Source organism: Amycolatopsis sp. WGS_07 (assembly GCF_045278895.1).
GTDB lineage: Bacteria > Actinomycetota > Actinomycetes > Mycobacteriales > Pseudonocardiaceae > Amycolatopsis.
Window position 1 is genome coordinate 1,356,072 of the sequence record NZ_CP136053.1, and the last position, 14,352, is coordinate 1,370,423.

General features: G+C 70.0%; 12 protein-coding genes. 5 read left to right on the forward strand and 7 right to left on the reverse strand.

The window, feature by feature from the left end:
• Positions 1-94 precede the first annotated feature (94 nt).
• The 3 genes from RPX00_RS06225 to RPX00_RS06235 form a co-directional block, all read right to left on the reverse strand.
• The gene (locus RPX00_RS06225; RefSeq protein ID WP_406638305.1) at positions 95-1,372 is read right to left on the reverse strand and encodes a YeeE/YedE family protein; all 1,278 of its coding nucleotides are present in this window, start codon (positions 1,370-1,372) and stop codon (positions 95-97) included.
• A gap of 150 nt (positions 1,373-1,522) precedes the next feature.
• On the reverse strand, positions 1,523-2,140 hold the full coding sequence (locus tag RPX00_RS06230) for a hypothetical protein (RefSeq protein ID WP_406638307.1): 618 nt from the start codon (positions 2,138-2,140) through the stop codon (positions 1,523-1,525).
• 146 nt (positions 2,141-2,286) lie between these two features.
• On the reverse strand, positions 2,287-3,147 hold the full coding sequence (locus tag RPX00_RS06235; protein ID WP_406638309.1) for a Bax inhibitor-1/YccA family protein: 861 nt from the start codon (positions 3,145-3,147) through the stop codon (positions 2,287-2,289).
• A 318-nt stretch (positions 3,148-3,465) separates the two neighbouring features.
• On the opposite strand from RPX00_RS06235, the gene RPX00_RS06240 reads away from it, so the two are divergent.
• From RPX00_RS06240 to RPX00_RS06255, 4 genes are all read left to right on the forward strand, one after another.
• Positions 3,466-4,968 carry a SpaA isopeptide-forming pilin-related protein gene (locus RPX00_RS06240; RefSeq protein WP_406638311.1) on the forward strand — a complete coding sequence of 501 codons (1,503 nt, stop codon included), beginning with the start codon at positions 3,466-3,468 and terminating at the stop codon, positions 4,966-4,968.
• 19 nt (positions 4,969-4,987) lie between these two features.
• The gene (locus tag RPX00_RS06245; protein ID WP_406638313.1) at positions 4,988-5,695 is read left to right on the forward strand and encodes a class F sortase; all 708 of its coding nucleotides are present in this window, start codon (positions 4,988-4,990) and stop codon (positions 5,693-5,695) included.
• A 217-nt stretch (positions 5,696-5,912) separates the two neighbouring features.
• On the forward strand, positions 5,913-7,904 hold the full coding sequence (locus RPX00_RS06250; protein WP_406638315.1) for an SDR family oxidoreductase: 1,992 nt from the start codon (positions 5,913-5,915) through the stop codon (positions 7,902-7,904).
• A 119-nt stretch (positions 7,905-8,023) separates the two neighbouring features.
• Positions 8,024-9,316, forward strand: a complete 1,293-nt coding sequence (locus RPX00_RS06255) for a cell division protein DivIVA (protein WP_406638317.1) — start codon at positions 8,024-8,026, stop codon at positions 9,314-9,316.
• Positions 9,317-9,560: 244 nt separating this feature from the next.
• Here RPX00_RS06255 and RPX00_RS06260 read toward each other — a convergent pair whose 3' ends face one another.
• The 4 genes from RPX00_RS06260 to RPX00_RS06275 form a co-directional block, all read right to left on the reverse strand.
• Positions 9,561-10,883, reverse strand: coding sequence for an amidase family protein (locus RPX00_RS06260; protein ID WP_406638319.1), 1,323 nt, complete (start codon positions 10,881-10,883; stop codon positions 9,561-9,563).
• 10 nt (positions 10,884-10,893) lie between these two features.
• Complete coding sequence (locus RPX00_RS06265; RefSeq protein WP_406638321.1) at positions 10,894-11,529, reverse strand: response regulator transcription factor; 636 nt, start codon at positions 11,527-11,529, stop codon at positions 10,894-10,896.
• Between the two features lie 102 nt (positions 11,530-11,631).
• Positions 11,632-11,895 carry a WXG100 family type VII secretion target gene (locus RPX00_RS06270; RefSeq protein WP_406638323.1) on the reverse strand — a complete coding sequence of 88 codons (264 nt, stop codon included), beginning with the start codon at positions 11,893-11,895 and terminating at the stop codon, positions 11,632-11,634.
• Positions 11,892-12,170, reverse strand: a complete 279-nt coding sequence (locus RPX00_RS06275) for a WXG100 family type VII secretion target (protein ID WP_406638324.1) — start codon at positions 12,168-12,170, stop codon at positions 11,892-11,894. Before RPX00_RS06275 ends, RPX00_RS06270 begins: the two co-directional genes overlap by 4 nt.
• Before the next feature lie 317 nt (positions 12,171-12,487).
• On the opposite strand from RPX00_RS06275, the gene RPX00_RS06280 reads away from it, so the two are divergent.
• On the forward strand, positions 12,488-14,026 hold the full coding sequence (locus RPX00_RS06280; protein ID WP_406638326.1) for a BTAD domain-containing putative transcriptional regulator: 1,539 nt from the start codon (positions 12,488-12,490) through the stop codon (positions 14,024-14,026).
• The last annotated feature ends 326 nt before the right edge of the window (positions 14,027-14,352 follow it).

A 14,352-nucleotide genomic window follows, 5' to 3' on the forward strand; every position in this document is an offset into this window, starting at 1 on the left:
AGCGGCGACGGGCGACGCAGCCGAATTCGCTTGTGGATGAAAAGTGGGGACTTTTCGCGCGGTCGCGATGACCTGCGAAAAGCCCCCACGGGGGTCAGCAGATACTGTCCGTGCGCACCGGGTTGCCCAAACCGAACAACGGCCGCAGTTTCAGCCCGATCCAGGTGCCGAAAAGCGCGAACGCGCCCCACAGCCAGCCGTGCAAGCTGCCGACGGAAATGCCGCCGAGGTACGCGCCGATGTTGCAGCCGTTCGCCAGCCGCGCGCCGATGCCCATCAGGATGCCGCCGAGGATCGCCGCGACCGCCGTGCGCCACGGGATCGAGCTGTGGATCTTCCACGCGCCCGCGGCCGCGGCGGCGACGAACGCGCCGATCATGATGCCGATGTCGGTGAGGCTCGTCTTGTCCTGCCAGATCGGCTTGGACAGCGACGTCGCGTTCGCCTTCAGCTGCCAGAACTCCCACTGCTCCGGGTGCAGGCCGAACACCTGGAGAATTTTCGCGCCCCACAGGCTGAACGCGCTCGTCACACCCCAGATGCCGCCGGAGACCAGGTACACCGCGCCGGCCAGCACGCCGAGCACGACCGCGCCGACGAGGATCGGCCAGGAGCCGCGGAAGATCCGGGCGAACCCGCGCGCGGTCGGCACGGTGTCGACCGGCGGCGGCACGCGGCGCTTCTGCACCAGCCGGGTCGCGAAGACGATCGCGACGAGCACCGCGATCGTGATGGCCCACGAGCCGAACCAGCCGACGTGGTCGGACAGGAGGAACCCGGACAGCTGCGGCCAGCCGGTGAACAGCGGGTAGCCCCAGGTGTAGAGGACCGAACCGGTGATGAACCCGCCGAGGGTCAGCACGATCGTCGACTGCCCGGCACCGACCGCGAACAGCGTTCCGGACGCGCACGCGCCGCCGAGCTGCATGCCGATCGCGAAGAGCGTGGCCCCGACGAACAGCGCGAGCCCGATCGGCCCGACGTTCGACACCGGCACCGGTTTGCTGCCGAAGAGACCCGCGCCGGTGCCGCAGATGAGGGCGATGAGCGTGGCGGCCGTGCCGAGCAGGAGGGTGTGCGCGCGCAGGCCCTGTCCGTTGCCGACCGCGATCAGCTGCCGCCAGGCGGAGGTGAAACCGAAGCGGGAGTGGAAAAGGGCGAGGCCGAGTGCCAGTCCGAGGATGAGCAGGACCCCGAATTTCGCGCCGTGCGCGGCCCAGACGTACGCGGTCAGCCCGACCGCGAGCACCGCGGCGACGACCAGCGGGACAACCTTGACCGGCTCTTCCGGTTTCGGTGCCGGAGCCGCACAGGATGTGGGAAATTCGAGGAGTTTTCGCTCATCGACAGGGGAATCGGTGGTCGCCACCACGTCTCCTGGGGGTGTCGGGGATTAACGGGGCCCGCCCGGCGGCGGGCGGCGATCCACGTTAAGTCCCCGTGAGCACCGGACGCAGCCTGTCTCACGGAGTGCGACGAACGGCCGAAACCGGGCGACCGGACGGCCCCTTTGTACCGCCGGTCAGCTCTTGATGCAGATGGCTTCCTCGGGGTCGGAGTACCAGCGGGCGGCGGTCGAACCGCTGCCCTCGCACGCCGAACGGTCCTTCGCCCCTGGCACGAGCTTGACGATTTCGGCGTTCTTCTTCGGGTCCGTGCACGCGACCTTCTGGTAAGTCGTCGTGGCCGGTTCGAGCCCGGACAGGCAATCCCCTTGCTGCACATTGGGAACGAGGCAGAGCACGCGGTGGTTCTTGCCGCCGGTGGTGTAGCGGTAGTAGTCCCCGCGCGGGCAGGTGCCGCTCCGGTTGGCGCGGGCGACCGCGACCTTGACGTTCGCCCCGGGGTCGGCGCAGTCGATCGTTTTCGTCGTGGTGGTCGAGCCGGACTTCTCGATGTGCATGCAGTCGCTCGCGTGGGTGTTGCTGGTCGAGTTGCCGAACTTGAAGAAGCCGATGAGGACCCCGGCGACCACGACCACCACCGCGACGGCGACCAGCACGACGGTCCTGGTCGGAAAGTTGCGCTTCGGGCTCTGCTGGGGCGGCATCCCGCCGGGACCGTAGTGCTGCTGGAACGGCGACGGCCCGTTCTGGCCGTAGCCCGGCTGCGGTCCGTGCCCGTGCGGGGGAACGCTCACGTGATACCTCGCAAACCCGAAAGAAAGATTCCGACCGGGCTACATCCAACACGACGGCCTCGGGGCGCGCAGAGGTTCGGGCCAGAAATACAGAAAAGGCGCTCCGCGTAACGCGGAGCGCCCCTTCCCGGAAACCTGTGCGACGACTAGTCGCGCAGGTAAGACAGCAAACGCAGGATCTCCAGGTACAGCCACACCAGCGTGGTCATCAGGCCGAAGGCGGCGTACCAGGCCCACTTCGACGGCATGCCGGCGCGGATCATCTTGTCCGCCTGGTCGAAGTCGAGCAGGAAGCTGAACGCGGCGATGCCGATGACCACCAGGCTGAAGACGATGGCCAGCGGGCTGCCGTCGCGCAGCGGGTTGAAGCCGAAGAACACCGCGGTGATCAGGTTGACCAGCATCAGGATGGCCACGCCGGCCACCGCGCCGACGATCCACTTGGTGAGCTTCGGCGTGACCTTCACCGCGCCGGTCTTGTAGACGACCAGCATCGCGACGAACACGCCGGCGGTGCCGATGAGCGCCTGCAGGGCGATGCCCGGCAGGAACACCTCGAACAGACCGCTGAGCGCGCCGAGGAACAGGCCCTCGGCACCGGAGTAGACGAGCGTGAGCGGACCGCTCGGCTTCTGCTTGAAGATGATGACGAGCGAGATGACGAGGCCCACCACGAGCCCGCCGATCAGCGCGCCGAGAAGCGGACCGCTCGGCGAAAGCCTGCCGAGCGCGTCGCTCACGAGCTGGGTCTGCGCCCAGATCGCCGTGAGCACGCCGACGACGAGGGCGACGCCGAGCGACATCCCGGTCTTGATGACGACGTCGTCGACCGTCATCGGACGGTCGGCGGAGGCGGTACCCATCTGGCCGGGGCCGTAACCCGGGACGCCGCCTTGGCCCTGCGGCTGGCCGTAGGGCTGGTCGAAGCCGACGTTCGGCCCGTACTGCCCGGTCGCGGCCGCGCCGCGCGGGAGATTGCGGAACGCCGGGTTGCTGCTGGAACGCACCTGTCCTCCTGGACCTTATGGCACCTTGCATCGGGTTCAACGACCGCGCGGGCCCGCTGGTTCCCGTCGGGTAAAGCCAATTTTACTCATCACCCGCACGGGTGGGCGACCCCCGTTACGGCCACCGTAGGCGATGAAGGTCACGACCGTTCACCGCAGGTCACCCGATGGTCTCTAGACAACTCCCATGGTGACCCGAGAACCTTCACATCGCGTGTCCGGGAAGTGACCGAACGCGTGTCGGGGAGTTGTTCGATCAGGTGAACTGCGAGGACGCCGTTCCGGCGTCGGCAGGCACGTCGAAGGAGCCAACACACCATGGGGTGGATCTCACGCCCGCGCGCTCGCTGGCGCGCGGCCACCGGGCTGGTCGCGACCGCATTGCTCGGCGCACTCTCCGTAACCGCGCTGGGGACCACCCCGGCGGCCGCTGACTCCAAGGAAGGCGTCGGCCACTGGATCGAGTTCGACAAGCACGACGGCAAGGTGCACAAGGACTGGCTGGGCACGTACCAGGTCGGCGGCAAGGACGTGTTCTGCGTCAGCTTCCACCTGACGGCTCCGGATTCGGGCCAGGAATACAAGCCCGGCCAGGCGCTGCAGACAAAGTGGGGCACCCCGTTGCCAGCCGACGTCGCCGCCGACATCTCGTACTTGTTGCTGCGCTACGGCGGCACCAAGAACGCCGACGAAGCCGCTGCGCTGGCGCACCTGCTGCACTCGTGGACGGCCGGCCCCGCAGACGGCCACAGGGACATGGACCCGAACCTGCCCCCGAATCAGGTCGTCTACAACGCACCTGAATACCTGAAGGACCTCCGTGCGGTTTCCCCGGCCGCGGCTGATGACGTGGGCAAGATGACCGCCGAGGCCGAGGCCAACCGCGGTCCGTGGACCGCGTCGGTCACCGCGCCGAAGGGCGACCAGCATCTCGGCCAGCCCGCGGACTGGACCATCACGGTCAAGAACGCCAAGAGCAAAGGCGTCTCCGATGTCCCGGTGAAGCTGACCGCCACCGACGCGACCATCGGGCAGACGGACAAGACTTCAGACACCGCGAAGACTTCGGACGCTTCTTCGGGCAACTCCACGCCACAGGCCGCGCAGAAGGACACCACGCTCAAGACTGACGCGAACGGCACGATCACCGTCAAGGTCACGCCGACTGGCGACCAGCCGAAGCTCGTCGCGTCGTTGTCTACCCCGGCGGACAAGCCGATCGTGCAAAAGCCGGTCGATCACGACGGCGAGATCCAGAACGTCGTCGGCACCGGCGGGGAAAAGCAACTGACCGCGCAGGGTGTCGTCGCCGTGGCGAAGCCGGGCAAGGTGCAGGTCACCAAGACCGACGCCAAGACCGGCAAGGGCATCGGCGGGGCAACTCTCCGGATCACCGGCAAGGACCGCAAGAGCGCGGCCACCTCGCAGGACGGCAAGGCGCTCAACGGGCCGGACGGCAAGCCCGTGGTGGTCACCACCAGCGGCGACAACGGGACCGCGACCGTCGAGAATCTGCTGGCCCCGCAGGAGGTCTGCGTGGTCGAGGTGAACGCGCCGCCGGGTTACACCAACGCGTTCGATCCGAACAATCCGCCCGCCGCGTGCGGGTCGCTGACGCCGGGCGGCACACTTGCGCTCACTGTGGCCAACACGCCGAACGAAGTGCCGCACGCGATCCCGGCCGGCGATCTGCCGGTGACGATGGCGAAGGGCACCGTTGAGACGAGCTTCTCCACCGGTGGCATCGCGGGTCTCGCGGCGCTGGTGCTCGTCGGTTCGGCGCTGGTCGGGTTCGCCGCTCGGCGGTCGGCTCGGCGGTAATCGGAAGCGGCAAGGGCAGATGACCGGAAAAGGACGGCTCGTCGGCGGGTTCGTGCTCGGCGCGGCAAGCGTGCTGGCAGTGGAACTCGCGACGGTCGTGATCAGTTCACCGCCGACGACGGTGGTGGCCGGGAGTGCGTCCCCGGCTGCCGCCGCCGTACCGGCGGCCCCACCTCAGCAACTCGCGCCGGCGCCGTCGAGCAGTTCGGCACCACCGCCGCCCAGCAGTCCAGCGGCGGCGCCGCCAGCCGCGCCCGCGGAGCATCGGCAGGCTCCGGAACCGGGTCCGCAGGCACCGGGCACGCTGCGGCTGCCCGGCGGCGGGACCGCGGCGATGGTGCGTCAGGACCTCGGGCCGGGCAATACGCTGCCGGTGCCGTCGGACATCAGCCAGGCGGCGTGGTGGGGCGCGGATCTGGAAGCGGTCAGCGGCGCGAGCGTGTTCGCGGGCCACGTCAACTGGCGGGGCGCGACCGGGCCGTTCTCGGAGCTGTGGAACGAGCGCATCGGCGGCGTCGTGACGATCGTGGACCGCGCGGGCAAGACGAGCCGGTACCGGATTTCCCAGCTGGTCACCGTGCACAAGAACGACCTGCCGAGCCGGGCCGACGATCTCTTCGGGCAGGCCGGTCCGCATCGGGTGGTGCTGGTGACCTGCGGCGGGCGCTGGATCGGCGGGAGCGACGGGTACGAGGAGAACCGCGTGGTGATCGCGGACCCGGTGTGAGGGGTCCCCTCGTGCCCCGCTGAAACCGCGCGAGGGGGCCATTCGCGCAGTTTCTCGCCGACCCGCGGTTCGCGGAAATCGGCCGCCACCTGGGGAACCCCGTGCCGACGCTAAGTTACTTGCGAGTAACATCACCCTGCCGCGTTGTGGTCACGGCGGCGTCCATGCAGCAGAATGCCCATGGGTTCAGGCGGCGGCACGGCGGAGGGTGATGGAGATGGCGACGTTCTTGGTGACAGGCGCGACCGGGTTGATCGGACGCCAGGTCACCCGGCAGCTGCTCACCCGGCCGGACGTGGAGCGGGTCGCGCTCGTGGTGCGGGCGTCGTCGCGGGCGAAGCTGGCCGCGCTCGTCGACGGATGGCCGCATCCGGACCGCGTGACGCTCGTGACCGGCGACCTCGGCGAACCGCTCATGGGAGTGTCCGAAGAGGACCGGGAGGCGCTGCGCGGCGTCGACCACGTCATCCACCTCGCCGCGCTCTACGACATCACCGCCGACGACGAGACCAGCATCCGGGCCAATGTGGACGGTACGCAGAACGTCCTCGACCTCGCCGCGGATCTGCGCGCCGGATGCCTGCACCACGTCTCGTCGGTCGCCGTCGCCGGCGACCACGAAGGACTGTTCACCGAGGACATGTTCGACGTGGGCCAGCGGCTGATCACCCCGTACCACCGCACCAAATTCGAGGCCGAGAAGCTCGTCCGGGACCAGCACGAGGTGCCGTGGCGGGTGTACCGGCCCGCCGTCGTGGTCGGCGATTCGCAGACCGGCGAGATGGACAAGATCGACGGCCCGTACTACCTCTTCCCCGCGATCAGCAGGCTCGCCGGACTGCCGGACATCCCGTCCGCCGGCCCGGATCTGGGCGACACCAACGTGGTTCCGGTCGACTACGTCGCGAAGGCATTGCTGGAACTGGTCACCACACCGGGTCTCGACGGCCGCGCCTTCCACCTCGTGAACCCCGAACCGCAGCCGGTGGTGTCGGTCTACAACGCGTTCGCCCGCGCCGCCGGGGCGCCGACGATCACCGTGCAGTTCGGCGACAAGGTGTCGAAGGGAATCGTCGGGCTGGTCAAGCTCAGCGAGCACATTCCCGGGTTCACCATCGCCCGCGACGCGGTGCTGGAGCGGCTCGGCATTCCGCCGGTGCTGCTGGAGACAATGGCTTTCCCGTCGGTTTTCGCGTCCGCGGAAACGCGCAAGGCACTGGCCGGCAGCGGCGTCGAGGTGCCCCGGCTCGACGAATACGCCGCGACGTTGTGGCGCTACTGGCGCGAACACCTCGACCCGTTCCGCGCGCGCAAGCACGGCCCGCGCGGCGAACTGGACGGCCGCCGGGTGATCATCACCGGTGCGTCGTCGGGCATCGGACGGGCCACCGCGCTGAAGGTCGCGGCCGCGGGCGGGGTGCCGCTGCTGGTCGCGCGCCGGCAGCACGAGCTGGAAGAAGTGCGCGACGAGATCATCGCGGCGGGCGGCACCGCGTCGGTGTACCCGGCGGACCTCACCGACGAGGATTCGGTGCACAAGGCCGTGGACGCGATGCTGTCCGAACACGGCCGGATCGACATGCTCGTGAACAACGCCGGAAGGTCGATCCGGCGGTCGATCAAACTGTCGTACGACCGGATGCACGACTACGAACGCGCGATGGCGATCAACTACTTCGGCGCGGTGCGGCTGATCCTGGCGGTCCTCCCGCACATGTCGGAGCGGAAATTCGGGCACATCGTGAACGTTTCCTCGATCGGCGTGCAGGGAATCGCGCCGCGGTTCTCCGCTTACGCCGCGTCGAAGGCCGCGCTGGACTACTTCTCCCGGATCGCGGCGACCGAAACGCACGGCGACGGGATCACCTTCACCACCATCCACATGCCGCTCGTGCGGACGCCGATGATCCGGCCGACGAAGATCTACGACGCGTTCCCCACGAAATCCCCGGAACAAGCGGCGGACATGGTGCTGAAAGCGCTCGTGCGGCGGCCGAAGCACATCGGCACCCCGGCCGGGCAGGCGATCGGCCTCACCTACACGCTCGCGCCGGGGCTCACCGACGCGATCGCGTACCAGGGCTTCCGGATTTTCCCGGACTCAGCGGCGGCGGGCGGCAGCGGGAAACTGAAGATCGGAAGGGGCGAGAAACACCTGTCCCGCGCGGCGATGGCGCTGGCCCGGCTGTCGCGCGGGTTCCACTGGTAGTGACGGTTCGCCCGGCGGGTGAGGCCGTTCAGGCGAGATCGCCACGAAGAACCGACCCAGGGCGGTGATTCACCACTCCTGGCGGCACGCACGCCTGGTGCGCGGGTACGGTCGTGGGCATGGTTCCCGAGCGAGACAACGGCCTCCTCCCGCTGCGGCGCGAGTACACCGAAGCCTGGCGCGGCTTCGACCGCACCGAGGTGCGGCAGTACCTCGACCATCTCGAGGGTCAGCTGCACCGGCTGATCACCGACCGCGACGCGGCGGCCGCGCAGGTCGCCACGCTGTCGCGCGAACTCGAGGCGACGCGCGGCGAGGTGACGAAGCTGCAGTCGCGGGTCGAGGAACTGATGAAGCCGCCGGAGCGGCTCGAGGACCTCGACGAGCGGATGCAGCGCACCGTCGCGCTCGCGCACGCGCGGGCCGAGGAGATCACCAAGCGCGCGCAGGTGGCGGCCGAGAAGCACTGGGCGTCGTCCACCGAGGCGTCCACGAAGCTGCGCGAGCGGTACCACCGCTTGGTCGAGGAGCTGGACAAGCAGGCCGAAGCGCTGCACTCGGAACACGAGGCCGCGCTGAAGGAAACCCGCGCCGAAGTGCAGCGGCTGACGGTCGAGGCGGCGCAGCGCCGGGAACTCCTCGACAACGAAGCCGAGCGCAAGCGCCGCAAGATCGAGCGCGACTTCGACGCGAAGATCACCGCCGAGCGCACCGCGCACGAAAAGATGATCACCGACCAGCGCACGGCCAGCAAGAACCAGGCCGAGCGCCGCATCGCCGAAGCCACCGCGGAGGCGACGCGCCGCGTCGAGGAGGCCACGGCCGAGGCCAAGCGCCGGCTCGACGAGGCGACCACGCAGGCCGCCCAGCGCACCACCGCGGCTACGCGCAAGGTCGAGCGGCTCGCCGAGATCCGCGAGCAGGCCCGCAAGAACCTGGCGATGGCGGACGAGGTCCTCAGCCGGAGCGAAGGATTGCTGACGGCGCTGCCCGCCGAATCGGTGCTGCCCGCCGCGTCGAAGCTGGTCGGCGGCGATGACCCGGCCAAGCCGGACCCGTCGCCGGGATCGGTCGAGACGAAGCCGTCGCCGTCGCCTAAGCCGAAGGCGGAGAACGGTTCCGCCGCTAAGGCCGCGACCGGGAACGGTGCTGGGGCGAAGGGCGCGAACGGCTCGGCGGGGACCAGTGGCGGCGGGTCGGCGGACAATGCCGCCGGAAACAGCGCGAAGGCCGGGAGCGGCGCGGCCGCGAATGGCGGAGCGGCGGACAACAGCGCGAAGACCGGGAACGGTTCGGCCGGGAACGGCGGAGCGGCGGACAACGCGGCTGGAAACGGCTCGAAGTCCGGCACTGGCTCGGCGGGGAACGGCGCGAAGTCGCAGCCGCAGACGGCGGGCAAGCCCAGCAGCTGACCCGCGCACCCTGGAACCACATCCGTGAAGGGCTCCTTGAGGGAATCTGATTCCCTCAAGGAGCCCTTCACGGCTCTCACCAGGGACTTATTGCGGAGGGAGCGGGGTTGGGTTGTCCGTGAGGGCCACCTTCACAGCCGCTGATTCCCTCAGGGTGCCCTTCACGGACGTTTGGACATGGTCACGCGGGCATCAATCGGGCAATTCGGCGACTGCAGAGTCCTTTGTGGACGGACGCGGGGCGCTAGACCGTCCGCGGCCAGGGGTTCGCTGATTCCAGTTCCGCCGCCAGCCCGAGCAGCAGCGGCTCCCCGCCGGGGCGGGTTACCAACTGCACGCACAATGCCAGGTCGTGGACCGGGTGGCGGGAGACCGGGACCGACAGCGCCGGGTATCCGGCCAGGTTCCACGGGCCGGTGAACGCGGCCACCCGCGACGACGGGACGGCGTTCGCCAGCCAGGATTCGCGGTGCCAGCGGCGGGCTTTCAGCGGCAGGGTCGCCAGAGTCGGGGTCACCAGCACGTCGTGCGACTCGAAGAAGTGCGCCGCGATCGTTTGCCATTCGTCGCGGGCCCGGTCGGTGACCAGGCGCGCGGCCAGGCGGCCGAGGCGGACGTGGGTTCGGGTGCGGGGCTGGAGGCGGGACAGGTCGAACGCACCGGCAGCATGCTCAGCGGGACCGGCGAGCCAGCGGGTGACCAGGCCGCCTAGGGCACGCATGGGGTACGCGGGCGTTGCGGAGGAGACCGAGTGGCCTGCCGCGCGCAGGAGGTCGGCAGCTTGGCCGACGGCGGCGTGCAGCGGGCGCGGCAGCGGGGAGTGCGTGAAGGGGACCTGGGTCGAGGTCGCGATTCGTTGCGAGCCGGGGGTCGTCAGCGCGGACCATTCGGGGCGGTCGGCCAGCACCGACATCAGGAGGGCGGCGTCGGCGGCGGTCGTGGCAAGCGGGCCGTGGGTGGAGAGGCCGAACCAGCCTGGGGCGTCCTCGCGGACCACGTCGCGGCCCGGTTTCAGGCCGACGATTCCGCTCATTCCGGCGGGCAGGCGGATGGAACCCAAACCGTCGGTGCCGTGCGCGATCGGGACCAGGCCCGCGGCTACCGCGGCGGCGCTGCCACCTGAAGAACCGCCTGCGGTGAAAGACGGGTTGCGCGGGTTGCGGGCGATGCCGCCGGGATCGTCGCTGGTCGGGAAGATGCACAGCTCCGGCACGCGGGTCAGGCCGACGATCACCGCGCCGGCCGCGCGCAGGCGGGAGGCGATCAGGCCGTCGGTGTCCGAGAGGGTGCGGGGTCCGGCTTCCGAGCCCCAGCCCGCGAATTCGCCGGCGACCTCGGTGACGTCTTTGACCGCGACGGGGACGCCAGCCAGCGGCAGCGAAGCCAAGTCCGGGCGCGCCGCGACTTCGGCGGCTTCGGCCCGTGCCTCAGCAAAGCGCACTCGGCGGAAGGCACCAACGACGCCGTCCGCCGCCGCGATCCGGGCGAGTGCTTCCTCGGTCACCTGGACCGGGTCCAGCTCCCCTGCCCGCACTCCGCGAGCGATCTCTACCGCCGTCTGCGCCATGTTCAGCACATTAGATCGCGCCGGCGCGCAGGGCATACGCCACCGCGTGGGCGCGGTTGTTCAGACCGCATCGCGTCATCAGGCCGTACAGCACGTTCTTGACCGTCCGCTCCGAATAACAGAGCTTCGTCGCGATCTCCTCGGTGCCGTAGCCCTCGGCGACCAGGCGCAGCACGTCGCATTCGCGGGACGCCAGGCCGGACAGCGTGAGGCCGTTCGGTTCCAGCACGTCCCGGCGCATCCGCTGCACCTGGGCGAGCAGCGCGCCCTGCAGCCGCGGCGGCAGCGTCGCGGTGCCGTCCCCGGCGGCCAGCACGGCCGCGACCAGCTCGCCGCCGCCGGTTTCGCGGCGCGGCAGGATCGCGACGACGCCGCATTCGACGGCCGTCATCAGGTCGCTCTCGCGGAAATGGTCGACGACGATCACCAGATGCGGTCCGGCCAGCTGCTCGGACTGCCTGCCGAGGTCCCGCACCTGCGACAGCACCCGGTCGGTCACGTGCTCCTCCATCACGAGGACCACGTCCGCCTGGCTCGCCGCGTCCTGGCCGAGCAGGACCAGCTCCGGACGCGAACCGAGCAGGCTCGCCGCGCCGGCCCGGGTGATCGGGTCCGAGGCGAGCACTGCGACCTTGACGAGCTTCACGACTACCCCCTCCACATTGCCTGCCCGCAGTGTGTCGGGCGAGACTTCACGTTTTCTGGCGCGCTCGTGAAGGCCAGTGAAGGAAACCGGAGTTTTCGCAGCTCAGCGGCCTCTATCCGAGTCTTCGGCGGAGATCTCGCGGAAGGCCTCGGCGGCCCGGTCGAGGCATTCGGGCATCCGGTCCAGCGCGGTGGCCCACTCCCGTTTGGCCGCCCGGTAGCGGTCCCGCGCCGGCGCGGGCCACCGGGCCACGTCGGGCTCCACCGCGGACTCCAGCGCGGCGAGCACCGCGCCGAGTTCGCCGGTCGTCCGGCGGAGCCGGGACAGCACCTCGGCGGCCTGCTCGAAGCCGGGGTCGTCGCTCATCGGCAATCGGCACACCGAATGCGCTCATCTGAGCGCTCAGCCGCCGAGGGCGCGACAGCACCGCGCGCGACGTCCACGAGATCTGCCAGACTGGCGAGAATGCGATCGAACTGCTGCTCCCAATCGTTCATCGCCTGGCCGAACCGCACCGACGCCTCGCCGCGCCACGACGCCTGCAGCGCCGCCATTTCGCTGTTCACCTGGCCGAAACAGGCGTTCGCGGCGTCGATCGCCGTCGCGAACCTCGCCTCCGCCGGTGCTGGAACCGGGTCCACGCCTCCTCCTCACCGTCCGCGCGTCGAAGCCGCGATCGAGCGCGGGTTCCCTCTCGAGGCTGCCGCAGGGATTCCCTTTCGGAAACCGGAGATCCGGCCCGATGCCCCTTTGTCACGACAGGTGTGCCTGCCGATCCGCCCGGCCGGTTTGCCCCGAGTTCACCGAGCGGCCGCCGTCCCGATGATGTCTACCGGACAATTCGCTGGACAAGACCGGCAAAAGCAACCTGGGGCGGTCCCGCCACGTCACCTTTTCGGCGTAAGCTCACCAGTGGCATCCGGCGTGTGACGATCAGTCAGCGCGTGAAGGGAGACCGATGTCGGCATCCGGCGGCGTCCCGGCGCCGGAAATCCAGCTGCTCGGACCGGTGCGAGCCTGGCTCGGCGACCGGCAGCTCGACCTCGGTTCCGCTCATCGGCGCACAGTCTTCGCGGTGCTCGCGTTCTCCGCGAACCGCACGGTCTCTCGCGAAGTGCTCATCGACGCAGTCTGGGGCGACGCGCCTCCGGCCAGCGCGCAGGGGAGCATCTACACCTACATCTCCGGTCTGCGCCGCGTCCTCGAACCGGGCAGGCGCAAAGGGGCCGAATCGCGGCTGATCGCCTCCACCGGGTCCGGCTACTCGCTCTGTGTGGAACCCGACCAGATCGACGTCCACCGCTTCAGCGCGCTGCGCGACCTCGGCAACCGGCTGCTCGCCGAAGGCCGCCGGGCCGAGGCGCGGAGCGTGCTCGACGAGGCTCTCGCGGAGTGGGACGGCACGCCGCTGCAATGTCTCTCCGGCCATTACGCCACCGCGCAGCGGGTGCGGCTGGAGGAACTCCGGCTGGCCACCGTCGAACGCCGGGCCGAGCTGGCGATGGACGCGGGCGAGGCGGCCGGGCTCGTCACGCAGCTCAGTGAACTCGCCGCGGAACACCCGTTCCGCGAGCCGTTGCACGGTCTGCTCATGCGAGCACTCGACCAGACCGGCCGGCATCACGAGGCGCTCACCGTCTACACCGAGCTGCGCGAGCGGCTCGTCGAAGCGTCCGGCACCGAACCGGGGCCGGCGCTGCGGGAACTCTACGAGAAGCTGCTGGCCGCCGACGAGGCCGTCACGCCAGCGCCGGCCACGAAGGTCCCCCGCTTCCCGCTGCCGGTGCTGCCACCGCGTCCGGCGACGTTCGTCGGGCGGGAGAACGAGCTTCAGCTGCTCAGCGAGGCCGTCGCCGGTCTCGGCGGCGGCCTCGGCCATTCGGTGTGGGCCAAGGGCGAACCGGGGATCGGCCGGACCGCGCTGCTGGCCGAAGCCGTCGCGATGGCGCACGAGGCCGGTTACCCCGCGCTGTTCGCCGCCGCCGACTCGCTCGACCAGGGCTTTGCCCTGCGTCCGATGCTGGACGCGCTGGGCGTGCACCCGCGCGCCTCGGACCTGCGCCGCGCGGAACTGGCGGTGGCGCTCGCCGAGAACCCGGAGCTGGACCCGGTCGAGGGCATTCTCGGGCTGGTCCGGCAGCTGTGCGCGGACGGGCCGCTCGCGCTGGTCGTGGACGATCTGCAGTGGGCCGACGACACCACGCTGCAGGTGTGGCAGCACCTCGCCCGCGAGACGCGGCGGCTGCCGTTGCTGCTCGTCGGATCCAGCCGTCCGCTCCCCGTCCGGCCGCGCTCGAGGCGCTCGCCGCGGACCTGTCGTCCGGCGCGACCACGCTGCTGCGGCTGGAACCGTTGCCGGACAACGAGATCCGCAAGATCGCCGCCGATCTCGCCGGTGCGCCGCCGAACCGGATGTTCTCGATTCTGCTCGGGCACGCGGCCGGGAATCCGCGCTACGCCACCGAAATCGTCGAAACGCTGCTCGCCAACTCGATGATCCTGCTCGACGGCGCGCACGCGATCGTCGACGGTTCCTCGTGCCGGTCGATCCCGTCGCCGCTCGGGTCGCGGATCACGCTGTACCTGATCTTCCTGTCCAGCTCCGCGCGGGACCTGCTGCGCTGGGCGGCGTTGCTGGGCAAGGAATTCTCGCTCGCGGACATCGCGATCGCGACCGAACGCGCGCCGACCGCGCTCGTCGCCGCGGTCGAGGAGGCGCTCACCGCTGGAGTGTTGGTCGAGTCCGGCGATCTGCTCGCGTTCCGGCATCCGTTGCTGCGCCGCGTGTTGTACGAAAAGACGCCGGCCGCGATGCGCGTCGCG